The organism is Cellulosimicrobium cellulans (genome assembly GCF_042723955.1).
Lineage (GTDB): Bacteria > Actinomycetota > Actinomycetes > Actinomycetales > Cellulomonadaceae > Cellulosimicrobium > Cellulosimicrobium cellulans_H.
In genome coordinates this window covers 61756-78289 of the sequence record NZ_JBHXIC010000006.1, presented here as the reverse complement: position 1 = coordinate 78289, position 16534 = coordinate 61756, and the positions used below count along the sequence as shown (strand labels likewise).

Here is a 16534-nt window from a genome sequence, read left to right as displayed (position 1 = left end):
GGTGTGATCGGGGGCCGCCGCGCGGGTGCCGCGCCCCCAATTGGGCCACCCCCCCCCGCCGGGCGGGGGGGCCGCCGGGGCGGGGGCCCCGGCGGGCCCCGGGGCCGTCGTCGTCCCGGGAGCCGTCGCACCGGGCCGACCGCCCAAAAACGTGGACATCGTCCGCCGGCGCGGGAACGCTGGACGGCATGAGCAGCGTCGCCCGCACCGCCGCCGAGGTGTCCCTCCCGCCGGGGTACACGCTCGTCGAGGCCCCCCACCCCGCGTCGCTCGACGACCCCGACGCGTGGGCGTACCGCGCCGTCGCCGACCTCGAGCGCGAGCACGAGTTCGAGGTCCACGGCTACGACGACCTCGCGCTCCGGCCCCGGGACGTGCTCTCGGGGATGGACCACCAGGAGTACGCGACCAAGCGCCGCTTCGTCGTCGTGCGCTCCCCGGCCGCGCACGCCCTCGTCACCGACGGCGTCCCGCCCACGGTGCCCGACGTCGTCGCGCACCTGTTCGTGCTCCACCCCACCACGAGCAACGAGCACCTGAGCGAGACCTTCGTCCTCGTCCGCCCTGCCGAGCGCCGACGGGGCATCGGGACGCCCCTGCTCGCGCTCGCCGAGCGTCTCGGCGCGGACGCCGGGCGCACCGTCCACCTCTCGAACACCTCGCACGGCGAGGAGCCTCCGCCCGGCCCGGGCGCGCTCGCCGCCACGACCGGCGCCGGCCGCGTCCCCGCCGAGGCCCCCGGCCCGCGCTTCCTCAGCGCGCGCGGGTACGCCCTGGAGCAGGTCGAGCGCCACTCGGTGCTCGACCTCCCGGTGGCCCCCGACACCCTCGGCGCGCACCGCGACGACGCCCGGGAGCACGCCGGCTCCGACTACCGGGTGCACACCTGGACCGACGAGGTCCCCGACGTCTGGCTCGACCACGTGGGCACGCTCTTCACCCGCATGAGCACCGACCCGCCGACGGGAGGTGTCGAGTACGGCGAGGACCCGTGGGACGCGCGGCGCGTGCGCACGTGGGTCGGCGAGCAGGCGGAGAAGCGGAACGGCTTCCTCCTGAGCGCCGCGGAGCACGTGCCGACCGGCACGCTCGCCGCGTTCACGGTCTTCCTGTACCCGCTCGACCACGACGACTTCGCGTTCCAGGAGGACACCCTCGTGCTCCGCGAGCACCGCGGGCGCCGCCTCGGGATGCTCGTCAAGGTCGCCAACCTCGACGCGCTCGCCCGCGAGCGCCCCGCGACCCGGCGCGTCCACACCTGGAACGCGCAGGAGAACGACCACATGCTGGCGATCAACGTCGCGCTCGGGTTCCGGCCCGCGGGCGTGTGGGCCGCGTGGCAGCGCAGGACGACCCCGAAGGACGGCGAGTGACCGCACCGCAGGCAGGACCGACCACCACCACCGCCCGCGACGTGCGCGTGCGCGTGCGCATCGAGCCCGTCCCGGGGAGCCTCGCCGCGCCGGACGCCTGGGCCGTGCACGGCACGGTCCGGGTCGGTGACGCGATCGACCGCGCCATCTACGGCCACACGGACCTCGCCCTGGACGCGGCGACCGTCGCGGGCACGGTGGCGAGCGCCGGCTACCGCCGCGTGCTGCGCTGGGTCGCGGTGCTCGACGACGCCCCGCACGGCACGGCGCCCCGGCCCGAGGACGTCGTGGGGCGCTCGATGGTGGCGCTCCCGCAGCGGGGCAACACGCACGTGGCGGTCGTCTACGTGGGCGTGGATCCCGCGCACCGGCGCCGGGGCGTCGGCTCCGCGCTGTGGGACGCGGCGCTGGCGGTCGCACGGGCGGAGGGGCGGCGCGTGATCCAGTCCGACTCGTCGTTCGCGCCGGAGCCGCCGCCGGGGCCGGACGCGCTCGAGGCGCCGACCGGCAGCGGCCGCGTCCCGGCGCACGACGACGGCACGACCTTCGCGCTGCACCGCGGCTTCACGCTCGAGCAGGTCATGCGTCACTCGGTGCTCGACCTCCCGGTCGCGCCCGCGGTGCTCGACCCGCTGCGCGCGGCAGCGACGGAACGGTCCGACGGCTACCGCGTGCACGTGTGGACGGACGAGGTCCCCGAGGAGTGGGTCGACCAGTTCGCGGTGCTCGAGACGCGGATGAGCACCGACGCACCGAGCGGCGGGCTCGACCTCGAGGAGGACCCGTGGGACGCCCAGCGCGTCCGCACGGCGTCCCGGGAGATCCACGACCGCGGCCAGGGCTACGTCATCGCCGCGGCCGAGCACGCGGCGTCGGGCACGCTCGCGGCGTTCTCCATGGTCGCGTACCCGCACGACCGCTCGGAGGTCGTGTTCCAGGAGGACACGCTCGTGCTCCGGGAGCACCGCGGCCGCAGCCTCGGGATGCTCGTCAAGGTCGCCGTGCTCGACGAGCTCGCGCGGGCGCGGCCGTCGTCGCGCCGGGTGCACACGTGGAACGCGCAGGAGAACGCGCACATGCTCGCGATCAACGTCGCGCTCGGCTTCGCGCCCGCGAGCGTCGACGCCGAGTGGCAACTCGTGCTCGTCGCGGTACCCGGCGGCAAGCCCGGCCAGCAGCCCGACGCGGCCTCCTGACCCCGGGGGCCGCCGCGACGTCGGCCGCTCAGCGGATGCCGTCGAGGAAGCGGATCACCCGCTCGGTGACGAGTGCGGCGGCCTCCGGCTCGTACGACGGCAGGCTCGGGTCGGTGAACAGGTGGCGGTCCCCGGGGTAGACGTACAGCTCGGCGTCGGGCGTGGAGTCCACGAGCTCGCGCGCGGCCTCGAGGTCGCCCTCGCCCGCGAACGACGGGTCGGCGTCCATGCCGTGCACCTGCACGGGAACGGCGTCGGGCCAGGCCTCGCCGAACTCCGAGACCGGCACGCACGCCTCGAGCAGCACCGCGCCCTTCGCGCCCGCGCGCGTCTGGGCGAGCATCTGCGCGGGCAGCACGCCGAGCGAGATCCCCGCGTAGACGACCCCCGCGTCGTAGCCGTCGGCGACGGACCGCCCGCGCTCCAGGACCGTCCCGAACCCCAGCTCCTGCACGTGCGCCATGCCCTCGTCGAGGGTCGCGAACGTGCGCCCCTCGAACAGGTCCGGCGTGTGCACGACGTTCCCCGCACCCCGCAGCGACTCGGCGATCGTGCGCACGCCGTCCGTCAGCCCCTGCACGTGGTGGAAGAGCACTACCTCAGCCATCGGTCCTCCCTCGGACTCGGACGCCCGCGACGGGCGGACGTGGTGGGCGCCGGTGGACGCGCCGAGCCCATCGTGGCCCCGGCCGCCCACGCGCGCCCCCGGGGTCACGTCGGCGCAGGTCCACCCGCCGGCGCGGCGAACAGGTGGTCGAGCAGCCGCTCGGCCACGGCGAGCGACTGTTGCGCATCCAGATGACCGGCGACGACCGACTGCGTGAGGCCCGCGAGGGCGGCGAGCACGAGCTCGGCGTCCCGGCTCGTCTCGACGTCTCGTCTGCCACGCCGCGGGAGGCCGGCGGCGCGCGCCCGGTCGAGCTGGGCGGCGACGACGTCGACGAGCGCGCGGGGCGCGGGCAGCAGCGCCTCTCGGGCCGCGGCGTCCCGGGTCAGCGCGGCCGCGTGGAACGCGGCGAGCACGACGGCGTCCGCCCGCCGCTGGGCGTCGAGCGGCAGGAGCGCCGCCACGACCCCCCGCAGCACGTCCCGAGGCGGAGGGAGCGTCCCGGGTGCGGGTCCGTCGGCACCGAAGCGGGCCGCGGAGGCGTCGACCACCGCCCGGTGCGTGGCGGCGAGGAGCCCGCCCTTGTTGCCGAAGTAGTACTGGACCAGGCGCACCGACACGCCTGCCTCTGCCGCGACCGCCTGGAACGTGGCGGCGTCGAGCCCGTCCCGCCCGATGACGCGCCGGGCCGCGTCGGTGATCTGCTCGCGTCGCTCCGCGTGGTCGACCAACCGCGGCATGCCTGCTCCCCTCCGGCGCTCCCGGTCCGACCAGGCCCCGCCCACGGTCTTGATGATATGCCCATAACATCAGTATGGTACGGACATATCATCAACCGAGGAGGTCGCCATGAGCACTCCCGTCGGCGCGTTCCGGGACGACGCCGCCCGGCTCGCCTACGAGCGCGCCTACGCCGACCTGGCCGCCCGCTGGCCGCTCCCGTTCACCGAGACGGTGGTGGAGACGGCGTTCGGGCCCACCCACGTACGCACGTCCGGCGCCGGGGACCGGACCCCGCTCGTGCTGCTGCACGGCCTCAACGGCACCGGCCTGGGCTGGCACGCCGTCGTCGCGCGCCTGGCCGTGGATCGCGTGGTCCACGCGCCCGACGTCGTCGGGACGGCCGGGCGGAGCGTGCAGACCGCGCCGCTGACCCGGCCGGCCGACTACGGCGCGTGGGGCGAGCAGCTGCTCGACGGCCTCGGGCTCGAGCGCGCGCACGTGCTCGGCTACTCGGAGGGTGCCTGGTTCGCCGCCCTCCTGGGCGGTCGCGCACGGGACCGGCTCGCGAGCCTCACCCTGGGTGAGGGGATCACGACGCTGGTCAAGCCGTCACCGACGGTCGTCGTGCGGATGGTCACCACCGCCCTGTGGCCCTCGCGGCGGCGCTTCGCCCGGCTCGACGCGTGGCTCAGTCCCGGCACGGACCCCACCGACGAGGATCGGGCGCTCGCCCGTGCGGCGATGCGCTACCGCCGCCGCACGCCCTGGCCCGCCCCGCTCGACGACGCCGCTCTCGCGGCGATCACGGCGCCGACGCTCGCGTTCTTCGGGGCCGGCACCCGGCTCGGAGACGTGACGGCCGCCGCGGACCGGGTGCGCGAGCACGTGCCGTACGGGCAGGTGGAGATCGTCCCCGGCGGAGGCCACGGCGTCCTGTGGCAGCTGCCGGAGCGCGTCCTGCCGGTCGTCCAGGACTTCGTCCGCCGTCACGACGCCGCCTGACCGGCGCCGTCGGTGCCCGCCGCCCCTCGCGGCCAGGGACCGACGGCTGTCGTTCGTGAGGCCACCGGACCATCGACCGCGGGACGGTCGGGGTGGGCGGGCGCCGACGTCGGTCAGTAGTTTGGTGGTCATGACCTCGCAGCCCGTGCCGCCGCCGATCGACCCCACCACCACGCCGTCCTGGACCGCGCTGACCGTGCACCGCGACACCGTGGAGCCGGACCTGCGCACCTGGTTCGCGGCCGACCCGGACCGCGCCCGCCGCCTCACGCACCAGGCCGCCGACCTCACGGTCGACCTGTCGAAGAACCTCGTCACCGACGAGACGCTCGAGCTGCTCGTGCGCCTCGCCGAGGAGGTCCGCCTCGACGACCGCCTCGAGGCCATGTTCACGGGCGAGCACATCAACGTCACCGAGGACCGCGCCGTCCTGCACACGGCGCTGCGCCGCCCGACCCCGCTGGGCGACGACGAGCACCTCGTCGTCGACGGGCAGGACGTGGACGCGGACGTGCACGGCGAGCTCGCCAAGGTCTACGCGTTCGCGGACAAGGTCCGCTCGGGCGAGTGGACGGGCGTCACGGGCGAGCGCGTGCGGACGGTCGTCAACATCGGTATCGGCGGCTCGGACCTCGGCCCGGTCATGGCGTACGAGGCGCTGCTGCCGTACAAGCACCAGGACATCGAGGTCCGGTTCGTCTCGAACATCGACCCGACGGACGTCGCGGAGAAGACGGCGGGCCTCGACCCGCGCACGACGCTGTTCATCGTCGCGTCCAAGACGTTCGGCACGCTCGAGACCCTGACGAACGCGCGCCTCGCGCGCGACTGGCTGTGGACGGAGCTCGCGGCGGTCGGCGCGCTCGAGGACACGGACGAGTCCCGGCAGGCCGCCGTCGCGCAGCACTTCGTCGCCGTGTCGACCGCGCTCGACAAGGTCGCGGCGTTCGGCATCGACCCGGCGAACGCGTTCGGGTTCTGGGACTGGGTCGGCGGTCGCTACTCCGTCGACTCGGCGATCGGTACGTCGCTCGCGATCGCGATCGGCCCGGACCGGTTCGCCGAGCTGCTCGCGGGCTTCCACGCGATCGACGAGCACGTGCGCCGCACGCCGTTCGAGCGCAACGTGCCGGTCCTCATGGGCCTGCTCAACGTCTGGTACGTGAACTTCCTCGACGCGCACACGCACGCGGTGCTCCCCTACGCGCAGTACCTGCACCGCTTCCCGGCCTACCTCCAGCAGCTCACGATGGAGTCCAACGGCAAGCGCGTGCGCTGGGACGGCTCACCCGTCACCACCGAGACGGGGGAGATCTTCTGGGGCGAGCCGGGCACCAACGGCCAGCACGCGTTCTACCAGCTCATCCACCAGGGCACGCGGCTCATCCCGGCGGACTTCATCGCCGTCGCGAACCCGGCGCACCCGCTCACGGACGAGGTCGGCGACGGCGGCGCGGTGCAAGCCGGCGCGGACGTGCACGGCCTGTTCCTCGCGAACTTCTTCGCGCAGACCAAGGCGCTCGCCTTCGGCAAGACCGCGGACGAGGTCCGCGCGGAGGGGACGGCGGAGGAGCTCGTGTCCGCGCGGACGTTCCCGGGCAACCGCCCGACGACGTCGATCCTCGCGCCGGCGCTCACGCCGTCGGTCCTGGGCCAGCTCATCGCGCTCTACGAGCACATCACGTTCGTGCAGGGCGTCGTGTGGGGCATCGACAGCTTCGACCAGTGGGGCGTCGAGCTCGGCAAGAAGCTCGCGCTCGAGATCGCGCCCGCCGTCGCGGGCGACGAGGACGCCCTCGCCGCGCAGGACCCGTCCACCGCGGCCCTCATCGACCGCTACCTCGACCTGCGCAACTGACCCGCGTCTCGACGACCCCGGCATGAGGGCCGCTGTCCCGTGGACAGCGGCCCTCCTGCCGTTCTCGTGGGCCCTCCCCGTCCTCGGCCCGGGCTGCGAGTCCGCGCGCGCTGCGTACACTGACGGCGCGACAGCCGCGAGCCCGTTCGGCGTCGTTCAACCCGGAAGGACACCGATGGCCGACGCCGCCACACCCGAGACCCTTGCCCGCACCCTGACGGAGCACGCCGACGACGTGCGCAGCGCCTGGCTCGAGGCCGCCGCGCACGAGCTGTACGGCCGCACCTCGCGGGGTGAGCTCGAGCGCGAGCAGGGCGAGATCCTCGACGCGCTCCTCGACGGACTGCGGTCGGGCGGGGTGTCGCTGTCCGACGCCGCGTTCGACCAGCTCCGCGGCATCCTCGCCGACGTCTCCTCCGCGCGCGCCCGCCTCGGGTTCACCCCGCGCGAGACGGCGATCGGCGTGTTCGCGCTCAAGGAGGGCCTGTACCGGCTCGCCGCCGCGACGGACGCCGACACCGACGTCACCCCGCTCCTGCGCCTGGTCGACCAGCTCGGCCTCTTCACGTTCGAGACGTTCGCCGCGGCGCGCGAGGCCATCATCGCCGAGCAGTCCGAGCAGCTCCTCGAGCTCTCGACCCCTGTCGTGAAGCTCTGGGAGGGCATCGTCGCGGTGCCGCTCGTCGGGACGCTCGACTCCGCGCGCACCCAGGTCGTCATGGAGAAGCTGCTCAACACGCTCGTGGACACGGGCAGCGAGCACGCGATCATCGACATCACGGGCGTCCCCGCGGTGGACACCCAGGTCGCGCAGCACCTGCTCAAGACGGTCGTCGCGGCGCGCCTCATGGGTGCCGAGTGCACGATCAGCGGCATCCGCCCGCAGATCGCCCAGACGATCGTCGCGCTCGGCATCGAGTTCGGCGACATCCGTACGCGCGCGAGCCTCGCGGACGCGCTCGTCGACGCGCTCCGCTCGGGGCGTGACTCCCGGCGTACCGGGCTCCCGGCATGACCGACGCCGTCCCCATCCTCAAGATCGGCTCCACGCTCCTCGTCTCGATCCAGGTCGACCTCCAGGACGACACCGCCCTGCGGCTCCAGGAGGACCTCGCCCAGCGGATCACGGACACCGGCGCGCGCGGCGTGATCATCGACATCTCCGGGCTGGAGATCGTCGACTCCTTCATCGGCCGGATGCTCGCGTCGGTCGCCGGCATCTCCCACGTGCTCGACGCGACGACCGTCGTCGTCGGGATGCGACCCGCGGTCGCGATCACGATGGTCGAGCTCGGGTTGTCGCTCGGCGACGTCCGCACGGCGCTCGACGTCGAGCGCGGCCTCGCGCTCCTCGCGCCCGAGGAGCGGTCCGCCGAGGACGTGCTCCTCGCGGCCGCCGAGCGCGAGGAGAGATGACGACGACGACCCCGCCGACGTCGACGGCCGAGCGCGTCCCCGTGCGCACGGACTCCGACGTCGTCCGGGTCCGCCAGCTCGTCCGGACGCTCGCGCAGCAGGCGCGCCTGTCGCTCGTCGACCAGACCAAGCTCGTCACCGCGGCGAGCGAGCTCGCGCGCAACACGCTCGTCTACGGCGGGGGCGGCGAGGCCGAGGTCCAGCTCGTCACCGAGGGCCTGCGGACCGGGGTCCGCGCCGTCTTCTCGGACGAGGGGCCGGGGATCCCGGACCTCGACCTCGCGCTCACCGACGGCTGGACCAGCGGGAGCGGGCTCGGGCTGGGGCTGTCGGGCTCGCGACGTCTCGTCCAGCACTTCGCGATCGACACGGCGCCGGGCGCGGGTACCCGCGTCGAGATCGCGACCTGGTCCCGATGAGCCCGGCCCCCGACCGCCCCGACGAGCGCCGCAGCCTCGTCGAGGGCGGCACCTGGTACACCGTCGACCACCCGTCGGCGGTCGGGACGGTGCGGCGGGGCGCGAGCGCCGTCGCGCGGTCGCTCGGCCTCGACGACGACCGGGCGGCCGAGATCGGGCTCGTGGTCTCCGAGCTGGCGACCAACCAGAGCCGGCACGCCGGCTCGGGCACGGTCCTGGTCCGCGTGCGGCGCACCGGCGACGACACCGCGCTCGAGGTGCTCGCGGTGGACTCCGGCCCGGGCATGCGGGACATCGGCGCCGCGATGCGCGACGGCGTGTCGAGCAGGGGCACGCTCGGCATCGGCCTGGGCACGCTGCCGCGCCTGGCGACCTCGTGGGACGCGTGGACGTCCCCCGGCCAGGGGACGGTCATCGCGGCGACGTTCGCGGCGCACGGCACGGTGGCCGGTCTCGCGGAGCCGACGGGCATCACCCGACCGATGACCGGCCAGACGGTGTGCGGCGACGCGCTCGCGGTCCGCCACGACGACGGCGTCCCGAGCCTCCTCGTCGCCGACGGCCTGGGGCACGGCCCGCTCGCGGCCGCGGCGTCGGGCGCCGCCGTGCGGGCGTTCCTCGACGCGCCCGCCGGTCCCCCCGTCGCGCTCCTCGAGCGCGTGCACGGGGCGCTCGGGGGCACGCGCGGCGCCGCCGTAGCCGTCGCCCAGGTGCCCGGCGACGGATCGCTGCGGTACGCGGGCCTGGGAAACATCTCCGGGACCGCTCAGGGCACACGCTCGCGCGGCCTCGTGAGCTACCCGGGCATCGCGGGCACGCGGGGGCGGCCGCTGCGGGAGACGACCTACCCGGTCGAGGTCGGCGACGTCGTCGTGCTGCACAGCGACGGGCTCACCGACCGCTGGTCGCTCGCCGACTACCCGGGCCTCGCGACGCGCTCTCCGCTCGTCGTCGCGGGCGTCGTCCTGCGCGACCACGCGGTACGCCGGGACGACTCGTGCGTGGCCGTGCTCCCGATCGGCCGGGAGGCGGCATGAGCACGACGCTGCTCGTCACGCAGCTCCGCTCCGACTCCGACGTCATCGCGCTGCGCCGGGCAGGCCGGGAGATCTGCCACCGGCTCGGGCTCGACACGCAGGACCAGGTGCGCGTCGCGACCGCGCTGTCGGAGATCGGCCGGTCCGCGATCGCCTCCGGCACGGCCGACGTCGTCGTCGGTGTCCTGCCCGGGCTGCCCCACGCGACCCTGCGGGCCGAGATCGTGGCGGGCACGCCGTTCCTCGTCGACGGCGACTCGAGCGACGGCGGCGTCCCCGCGGCACGGCGGCTCGTCCGCGGCCTCGAGGTCGACCCGACGGGGACGCGCGTCCTGCTCACCAAGACGCTCCCCGCGACCGCGCGCACGGACGAGGTGACGCTCGCGGCGGTGCGGCGGTCCACCGCGGCAGCGCACGTGGCCGACGCGGTCGACGAGCTGCGCGTCCAGAACGCGGAGCTGGTCCGCACCCTCGACGAGCTCACCCGCCAGCAGGAGGAGCAGCGGCGCCTCAACGTGGAGCTGGAGGAGACGAACCGGGGCGTCCTCGCGATGTACGACCAGCTCTCCTCCGAGCTCGAGGAGACCAACACCGGCGTCGTCGCGCTCTACGCCGAGCTCGACGAGCGGGGTCGCGAGCTGGCTGCCGCGAACGAGGCGAAGACGCGCTTCCTGCGCAACGTGAGCCACGAGCTCCGCTCGCCCGTGAACTCGATCCTCGGGCTGACCTCGCTGCTCGCCGACTCCCACCTCGACGGCGAGCAGACCCAGCAGGTGGGCTTCCTCCGCGAGAGCGCCGCGACGCTCCTCACCCTCGTCGACGAGCTGCTCGACCTCGCGCGCGCCGAGGCCGGGCACGAGGACGTCGCGCCCGGACCGGTCGATGTGGCGGAGCTGCTCGACGAGCTGCGCGGCACGACCCTCCCCGTGGTGCGCCCCGGCGTCGCGCTGCGGACCGTCGCCGCCCCCGGCCTCACGCTCGTCACCGACCGTCGGCTCCTGTCCCGCGTGCTGCGCAACCTGCTCACGAACGCCGTGAAGTTCACGGACCACGGTGAGGTCGTGCTCCGGGCGGAGGCCGACGGGGAGGTCGTACGGTTCGACGTCCAGGACACCGGTCTCGGCATCCCCGCGGACCAGCTCGACGCCGTGTTCGAGGAGTTCGTCCAGGTCCCGAACCGCCTCCAGCCGACCGTGCGGGGCACGGGCCTCGGACTGCCGTACGCGCGCCGGACCTCCGAGGCGCTCGGCGGGGCCCTCGTCGCGACGTCACGCCCCGGGGAGGGGAGCGTGTTCACGCTCCGGCTCCCGTCGCTGTCCGTCGACGAGGCGGTCCCGTCGGACGCGCGGCCCGAGCCCGAGGAGGACCACGACCTCGGGCACGTGCTCGTCGTCGACGACGACCGGGCCTACGCCTCGGTCGTCTCCTCGATGCTCCGCGACGACGCGGCGCGGGTCAGCGTCGCGCACGACGCGTCCCACGCCCTGGCGCTCCTGCACGACGGCGCGGCCGACGTGGCGCTCCTGGACGTGTGCCTCCCGGGGACGGACGGGCTGACGCTCCGGTCGACGATCCAGGGCCTCTACCCCGCGACGGCGACGGTGCTCATGTCGAGCGCGCCCGCCCCCGCGGGGATCGGCGACGCGCCGTTCCTCACGAAGTCGAGGATCGACCGCGACCGCCTCGTCGCGACCCTGCGACGGGAGGTGAGCGCTCGATGAGCGCCGAACGCACCGTGCTCGTGGTCGACGACACGCACGCGCACCGCTACGTCATGGCGAGCTGGCTCCGCCGCGCCGGGTTCGACGTCGTCGAGGCCGCGACCGGGAGCGAGGCGCTGGCCCAGGCGTCGGCGCACGTCGACGCGGTCGTCCTCGACGTCAACCTCCCGGACATCCCGGGCCGCGAGGTGTGCAGCCGGCTCAAGGCGGACCCGGCGACGGCCCACGTGCCGGTCCTGCACGTGTCCGCGACCGACGTCGACGCCGCGGCCCGCACCGCCGGCCTCGAGGGCGGGGCGGACGCCTACCTGCCGGAGCCGCTCGACCGCGACGAGTTCCTGGCGACCATCAGCGCCCTGTGCCGGCGCGTCGATGCCCAGCGGGGCGCGGGCCGCACGGCCCGGCGGCTCGAGGCGCTCACCGACGCGCTCGTCCCGCTCCACGAGGCCCGGTCGCCCGAGGCCGTGGCGGACCACGCGGCGCGCGGCGCGTGCGTGGTCCTCGGCCGTGCGGTCGTCTCGATGGTGGTCGCCGAGGCCGGCGTGGTGCTGCGTTCGGTGTGCTCCACGGAGGGCGCCGCGCTGGTGCGCGGCCGGGGGCCGACGGCGGTGCTCCCGCCGACGGGCGCGACGACCGCGGAGTTCGGTCCCGACGACGTGCCCGCGCCGTGGCGCCCGCTCCTCGCCGAGGCCGGGGTCGGCCCCTCGGCGTGGTTCACCTTCTGGCTCGTCGACGGCACGGGCGCGCTCGTCGGCGGGCTCGGCATCGAGGTCGGCGACGAGCCGCTGTCCGACGAGGAGCGCGAGGCCGCCGGCCGCTTCGCCGAGGCCGCGACGGTCGCCCTGGCGAACCTCCGCACGTTCACCGAGGAGCACCGCATCGCGCTCGCGCTGCAGCGCGCGCTCCTCCCTGCCGACCTGCACGTGCGGGGCGGCGTCGAGGTCGCCGCGCGGTACGAGGCGTCGGACGCACGACTCGACGTCGGCGGCGACTTCTACGACGCGTTCGACCTCCCGGACGGGCGGGTGGCCGTCGTCATCGGCGACGTGCAGGGCCACTCCCTGCGCGCCGCCACCGTGATGGCCGAGGTGCGCATGACGCTGCGCGCCTACCTGCGCGAGGGCCACGACGCGGCCTCCGCGCTGGACCTCCTCAACGCGGCGCTGCGCGACGACCACACGGAGTTCGCGACGGTCTGCGTGTGCGTGCTCGACCCGGCGACGGGCGCCCTGGAGCTCACCGACGCCGGGCACCTGCCCGCGCTCGTCGTCCGCGCCGACGGGACGGTCGTCCGTGCGAAGTCGGGCTCCCGCCTCCTCGGCGTGCCGAGCCCCGACGAGCGCCTCGCCCACCGCGAGGTCCTGGAGCCCGGGGACCTCCTCGTGCTCGTGACCGACGGGCTCGTCGAGCGCCGGGGCGGGTCGCTGGTCGACGCGCTCGACCGCCTGGTGCGGGTGGCCGGCGAGCATGCCGGGCTCGACCCCGCGGCCATGTGCGAGCGCCTCGTCGCGGCGTTCGACGACCCCGGTCGCGAGGACGACGTCGCCGTGGTGGCGGTCGCGCGTCAGGCGTCGCCGGACGGCACCTTGTCCGCGACGTCGTCGTAGGTGACCTCCGCCGGCACCTCGGCCGGGGCGTACACCAGGCGCACGACCCCCGTCGGGTAGGTCTCGGACCGCAGGAGCGTGAGCGGGTAGTACGGCTCGCCCTCGTCGAAGAGCCGCTCGCCCGTGCGCGCCGCGACGGGATGGACGAGCAGCCGCAGCTCGTCGAGCAGGCCGGCGGCGAGGAGCTGGCGCACCACCGAGATCGACCCGGCGACGAGCACCTTCCCCAGCCCCGGTTCCTCCTTGAGCGCGCGCACGGCCTCGACGAGGTCGCCGTCGACGCGCTCGACGTGCCGCCACCCGAGGTCCTGGTCGCCGCGCGTCGCGACGATCTTGCGCAGGTCGCCGAGCCGCGCCGCGAACGACGCGTCCTCTCCCCCGGCGGTCTCCCGCTCGGGCCACGCGCCGGCGAAGCTGTCGTACGTGACCCGCCCGAGGAGCAGCGCGTCGACGTCCTGGTAGTCCTCGTCGACGGCGGCCGCCATGTTGTCGTCGAAGTACGGGAAGTGCCACTCCGGGTCGATCTCGGCGACGCCGTCGAGCGACAGGAACAGGGTGGACACGAGCGTCGCGGTCATGGGGTGGCCTTCCGGTCGGGACGGTGGGTCGATGCCGGGGCAGACCGTCGCGCCCGCGCGAACTCATCGTCCCGCCGAGCACGACCTCGCGCGGTCGAGCACGACATGGCGGTCGTTGTCCGTGGGATAGCGACCGCCATGTCGTGCTCGGCGGGATGCCGGGGGCGTGGAGGGGTCAGCGGCGGAGGCCCAGCGCGAGGGTTGCGCCGACCGTGAGGTGCTCGACGGCGAGGAGCACCACCGCGGCAGGCGTCACCGCGCCGAGCGGGCCGAGCAGGGAGACGAGCAGCACGACGCCGCACGTCACGAGCCAGGCGCGCTCGCCCCCGTCGGCCCGGCGGGAGAGCAGCCGGCCGAGCAGGGCGCGCACGCCCCACGCGGCGTACCCGACGACGAGCGCCGCGACGACCGCGGCGACGACCCCGACCGCCTGGGTGCCCGTCGCGGAGCGCACCTCCGGGTCGACGCCGAGCGCGGTGCCGACGAGGAGCACGACCGCGGCGACGACGGCCGCGACGAGCGGGACGGACCAGCGAGGGACGCGTCCTCGGACCCGCACATCCCCCGGGCCCAGCGACCCGGTCCGAGCCGGAGCGGCGGGTGTGCCGTCGTAGCGGGGGACGTCCGAGGTGGCGTTCGAGGTGCTGGGGGTCGTGGACATGACACTCCTCCTTCGTCACGCGACGGGCGCCGCGTGGCTCTCGCGACCGGGGCCGCGGCCGGCGGGGTGCCGACGTCCCTCACGTTCGCGGCGCCGCCGCGTCCGGCGCACCGGCCGGAGGGCGACGGCCGCCCCGACCGCCGTCGCTCCGCGACCCTCCCCCCGGACGGCGACCCCCGACCTTGGTCGGTGGTCGCCCGTCGCGCCGCGCCCTAGCGTCCGGAGCATGACCACACCGACCGACTGCCCTCCGCTCGCCGGACGCCCCGTCCTCGCGACGGCCGCCGCCCGCCGGGAGGGGAACCGCCCGCTCGTGCCCTGGTGGACGTTCGCCGTCGCGTGGCTCGCCGTCGCGGCTCTCACGGCGCTCGCGACGGCAGGGATCGTCGGCCAGGACGAGCCCGGCGCGCAGCCCGCGATCGACGTCACCGTCGCGGTCCTGGCGCTCGCGGCCCTCCCTCTCCTGTGGTCGCGGTCCCCGCGCAACGCCCCCGTGCTCGGCGCCCTGGTGCTCGCGTCGCTCTCCGCGTACTCCGGCGCGGCGACCCCCGCCTCGACCGTCGCGACCCTCCAGATCGCGCGCTGGTACCCGGCGCGCACGGCGGTCCCGGTCGCGGTCGCCGGGTTCCTGGGCCACGCCGTGCAGGCGCTGTGGCGGCCGCAGGCCCTGCCGCTCGGCTGGTGGCTCCTGTGCGACCTCGCGGTGCACGCCGCCCTGCTCGGTTGGGGGATGTACTGGCAGGCGCGGGCCCAGCTGATGTGGTCGCTGCGCGACCGCGCCCGGCGCGCCGAGCGCGACCAGGATCGCCGCGTCGCCGAGGCCCGGGTCGCGGAGCGCACCCGGATCGCCCGCGAGATGCACGACACCCTCGCCCACCGGCTCTCCCTCCTCGCCGCCACGGCCGGGGCGCTCGAGTACCGCCCCGACGCCGACCCGGCGCAGCTCGCCCGCGCCGCGGGCCTGGTCCGGGACGGGGTGAGCTCCGCGCTCGGCGACCTGCGCGACGTCGTGCGGGTGCTGCGCGCAAACCCCGACGACGCCCACGGCGGCGCCCCCGCACCTCAACCCACGCTCGACGACGTCGACCGGCTCGTCGCCGAAGCCCGCGAGGCCGGCGGCGACGTCACCTACGAGCGGTCGGGATCGGCGGCCACGCCCCGGACCGTCGAGGTCGCGGCTTTCCGCGTCGCGCAGGAGGGGCTGACGAACGCCCGCCGGCACGCGCCGGGCAGCCCCGTCAGCCTGCGCGTCGCCGCCCGGCCCGGCGAGCTGCGGGTCACGGTGTCCGACGCCGGCCCGCGCCTCGTCGCGGTCGGCGGCGTGGGAGGCGCCGCCGGAGCGGCCGGCGAGGGGACCGGCACCGGGCTCGTCGGGCTGCGCGAGCGCGTCGACCTGCTCGGCGGGACCCTCGACGCCGGGGCGCGGGACGACGGGTTCGTCCTCGATGTCCGGCTACCGTGGGACGCGTGAGCGACCAGGGTGGACGCGGGCGCGGCGCGCGCGTGGGCGATCGGCACGACGACGGCGAGGGTCCGCGCGACGCGTCGCGGACCCGGCTCGTGATCGTCGACGACGACGCGCTCGTCCGCGCGGGGCTGCGGCTCATGCTCGACGGCGCCCACGGCATCGAGGTCGTCGGCGAGGCCGCGGACGGGGCCGAGGTGACGGGCGTGCTCGACGCGCACCCGACCGACGTCGTGCTCATGGACCTGCGGATGCCGCGCGTCGACGGGATCGAAGCCACGCGGCGGGTGCGGTCGCGGCCGGGCGCGCCGGCCGTCGTCGTGCTCACGACGTTCGACAGCGACGAGGAGGTCGTCGGGGCCCTGCACGCCGGGGCGTCGGGCTACCTGCTCAAGGACATGCCGCCCGAGCGGATCGTCGCGGCGGTCCGCGCGGCGGCCACGGGCGAGGCGGTGCTGTCACCGGAGATCGCGCGGCGCCTCATGACGTCGGTCGCGGACGCGAGCGGCGAGCGCGACCGCGCCCGGGCGGCGCTCGACGCGCTCACCGGGCGCGAGCGGGACGTCGCCGTCGAGCTCGGCCGCGGCGCGGCGAACGCCGAGATCGCGGCGGCCCTCTTCCTCAGCGTCCCGACGGTCAAGGCCCACGTGTCGAACGTGCTGCTCAAGCTCGGCCTGGAGAACCGGACCCAGGTCGCGCTGCTCGTCCACGCCGCCGGCCTGGACTGACGGCCGGTCTCTCGCCCGGTCCGTGGTCGAGCCCGTCCTGGCCCCCCGTGGGGGGCGCGCCCGGTGGTGGTGTTTCGACGCAAAAAAACCAACGACACTAGGCGCGCCGCGCGGGGGGGGTGTGTGTGGTACACCGCGCCGCC

The 16534-nt window shown here is 75.5% G+C and carries 16 protein-coding genes; 12 read left to right on the top strand and 4 right to left on the bottom strand.

The genetic code is table 11. From position 1 onward, the window contains the following. Positions 1–188: 188 nt before the first annotated feature. Positions 189–1373 carry a GNAT family N-acetyltransferase gene (locus ACFWH7_RS03350; protein WP_378215012.1) on the top strand — a complete coding sequence of 395 codons (1185 nt, stop codon included), beginning with the start codon at positions 189–191 and terminating at the stop codon, positions 1371–1373. Further along, positions 1370–2569, top strand: coding sequence for a GNAT family N-acetyltransferase (locus ACFWH7_RS03345; protein WP_378215011.1), 1200 nt, complete (start codon positions 1370–1372; stop codon positions 2567–2569). The genes ACFWH7_RS03350 and ACFWH7_RS03345 overlap by 4 nt, the downstream gene beginning before the upstream one ends. A gap of 28 nt (positions 2570–2597) precedes the next feature. Here the strand turns inward: ACFWH7_RS03345 and ACFWH7_RS03340 are convergent, their stop codons facing one another. Further along, on the bottom strand, positions 2598–3176 hold the full coding sequence (locus tag ACFWH7_RS03340) for a dienelactone hydrolase family protein (RefSeq protein WP_378215010.1): 579 nt from the start codon (positions 3174–3176) through the stop codon (positions 2598–2600). A 104-nt stretch (positions 3177–3280) separates the two neighbouring features. Beyond that, complete coding sequence (locus ACFWH7_RS03335; protein ID WP_378215009.1) at positions 3281–3916, bottom strand: TetR/AcrR family transcriptional regulator; 636 nt, start codon at positions 3914–3916, stop codon at positions 3281–3283. A 109-nt stretch (positions 3917–4025) separates the two neighbouring features. On the opposite strand from ACFWH7_RS03335, the gene ACFWH7_RS03330 reads away from it, so the two are divergent. From ACFWH7_RS03330 to ACFWH7_RS03295, 8 genes are all read left to right on the top strand, one after another. Beyond that, positions 4026–4901 carry an alpha/beta fold hydrolase gene (locus ACFWH7_RS03330; protein ID WP_378215007.1) on the top strand — a complete coding sequence of 292 codons (876 nt, stop codon included), beginning with the start codon at positions 4026–4028 and terminating at the stop codon, positions 4899–4901. Between the two features lie 130 nt (positions 4902–5031). Beyond that, the gene (gene pgi, locus ACFWH7_RS03325) at positions 5032–6759 is read left to right on the top strand and encodes a glucose-6-phosphate isomerase (protein ID WP_378215006.1); all 1728 of its coding nucleotides are present in this window, start codon (positions 5032–5034) and stop codon (positions 6757–6759) included. 175 nt (positions 6760–6934) lie between these two features. After that, entirely contained in the window at positions 6935–7774 is an 840-nt protein-coding gene (locus ACFWH7_RS03320) for an STAS domain-containing protein (RefSeq protein ID WP_378215005.1), read from the top strand. After that, on the top strand, positions 7771–8175 hold the full coding sequence (locus tag ACFWH7_RS03315; protein ID WP_047233648.1) for an STAS domain-containing protein: 405 nt from the start codon (positions 7771–7773) through the stop codon (positions 8173–8175). The genes ACFWH7_RS03320 and ACFWH7_RS03315 overlap by 4 nt, the downstream gene beginning before the upstream one ends. Then, positions 8172–8594: an ATP-binding protein gene (locus ACFWH7_RS03310; protein WP_378215004.1), complete on the top strand. Its 423-nt coding sequence runs from the start codon at positions 8172–8174 to the stop codon at positions 8592–8594. Before ACFWH7_RS03315 ends, ACFWH7_RS03310 begins: the two co-directional genes overlap by 4 nt. Next, complete coding sequence (locus tag ACFWH7_RS03305) at positions 8591–9631, top strand: ATP-binding SpoIIE family protein phosphatase (protein WP_378215003.1); 1041 nt, start codon at positions 8591–8593, stop codon at positions 9629–9631. Before ACFWH7_RS03310 ends, ACFWH7_RS03305 begins: the two co-directional genes overlap by 4 nt. Next, positions 9628–11352, top strand: coding sequence for an ATP-binding protein (locus tag ACFWH7_RS03300; protein ID WP_378215001.1), 1725 nt, complete (start codon positions 9628–9630; stop codon positions 11350–11352). The genes ACFWH7_RS03305 and ACFWH7_RS03300 overlap by 4 nt, the downstream gene beginning before the upstream one ends. After that, on the top strand, positions 11349–12959 hold the full coding sequence (locus ACFWH7_RS03295) for a SpoIIE family protein phosphatase (protein ID WP_378215000.1): 1611 nt from the start codon (positions 11349–11351) through the stop codon (positions 12957–12959). Before ACFWH7_RS03300 ends, ACFWH7_RS03295 begins: the two co-directional genes overlap by 4 nt. Here ACFWH7_RS03295 and ACFWH7_RS03290 read toward each other — a convergent pair. Both ACFWH7_RS03290 and ACFWH7_RS03285 read right to left on the bottom strand, forming a co-directional pair. Further along, positions 12917–13537 (bottom strand): dihydrofolate reductase family protein, encoded by a 621-nt coding sequence (locus ACFWH7_RS03290; RefSeq protein WP_378214999.1) that lies wholly within the window; start codon positions 13535–13537, stop codon positions 12917–12919. The two genes, ACFWH7_RS03295 and ACFWH7_RS03290, sit on opposite strands and share 43 nt — an antisense overlap. Positions 13538–13712: 175 nt before the next feature. Next, complete coding sequence (locus ACFWH7_RS03285; RefSeq protein WP_378214998.1) at positions 13713–14198, bottom strand: DUF6069 family protein; 486 nt, start codon at positions 14196–14198, stop codon at positions 13713–13715. Between the two features lie 226 nt (positions 14199–14424). Here ACFWH7_RS03285 and ACFWH7_RS03280 point away from each other — a divergent pair, with 226 nt between their 5' ends. Together ACFWH7_RS03280 and ACFWH7_RS03275 are read left to right on the top strand one after the other, a co-directional pair. After that, positions 14425–15669, top strand: a complete 1245-nt coding sequence (locus ACFWH7_RS03280) for a sensor histidine kinase (protein WP_378214997.1) — start codon at positions 14425–14427, stop codon at positions 15667–15669. An 89-nt stretch (positions 15670–15758) separates the two neighbouring features. Further along, positions 15759–16391: a response regulator transcription factor gene (locus ACFWH7_RS03275; RefSeq protein ID WP_378215028.1), complete on the top strand. Its 633-nt coding sequence runs from the start codon at positions 15759–15761 to the stop codon at positions 16389–16391. The last annotated feature ends 143 nt before the right edge of the window (positions 16392–16534 follow it).

Bases quoted from the DNA above. Each gene is read 5' to 3' on its own strand.
- pgi (WP_378215006.1), top strand. From the start codon at position 5,032: ATGACCTCGCAGCCCGTGCCGCCGCCGATCGACCCCACCACCACGCCG.
- ACFWH7_RS03315 (WP_047233648.1), top strand. From the start codon at position 7,771: ATGACCGACGCCGTCCCCATCCTCAAGATCGGCTCCACGCTCCTCGTC.
- ACFWH7_RS03295 (WP_378215000.1), top strand. From the start codon at position 11,349: ATGAGCGCCGAACGCACCGTGCTCGTGGTCGACGACACGCACGCGCAC.
- ACFWH7_RS03300 (WP_378215001.1), top strand. From the start codon at position 9,628: ATGAGCACGACGCTGCTCGTCACGCAGCTCCGCTCCGACTCCGACGTC.
- ACFWH7_RS03280 (WP_378214997.1), top strand. From the start codon at position 14,425: ATGACCACACCGACCGACTGCCCTCCGCTCGCCGGACGCCCCGTCCTC.
- ACFWH7_RS03330 (WP_378215007.1), top strand. From the start codon at position 4,026: ATGAGCACTCCCGTCGGCGCGTTCCGGGACGACGCCGCCCGGCTCGCC.
- ACFWH7_RS03350 (WP_378215012.1), top strand. From the start codon at position 189: ATGAGCAGCGTCGCCCGCACCGCCGCCGAGGTGTCCCTCCCGCCGGGG.
- ACFWH7_RS03310 (WP_378215004.1), top strand. From the start codon at position 8,172: ATGACGACGACGACCCCGCCGACGTCGACGGCCGAGCGCGTCCCCGTG.
- ACFWH7_RS03305 (WP_378215003.1), top strand. From the start codon at position 8,591: ATGAGCCCGGCCCCCGACCGCCCCGACGAGCGCCGCAGCCTCGTCGAG.
- ACFWH7_RS03285 (WP_378214998.1), bottom strand. From the start codon at position 14,198: ATGTCCACGACCCCCAGCACCTCGAACGCCACCTCGGACGTCCCCCGC.
- ACFWH7_RS03290 (WP_378214999.1), bottom strand. From the start codon at position 13,537: ATGACCGCGACGCTCGTGTCCACCCTGTTCCTGTCGCTCGACGGCGTC.
- ACFWH7_RS03320 (WP_378215005.1), top strand. From the start codon at position 6,935: ATGGCCGACGCCGCCACACCCGAGACCCTTGCCCGCACCCTGACGGAG.
- ACFWH7_RS03335 (WP_378215009.1), bottom strand. From the start codon at position 3,916: ATGCCGCGGTTGGTCGACCACGCGGAGCGACGCGAGCAGATCACCGAC.
- ACFWH7_RS03340 (WP_378215010.1), bottom strand. From the start codon at position 3,176: ATGGCTGAGGTAGTGCTCTTCCACCACGTGCAGGGGCTGACGGACGGC.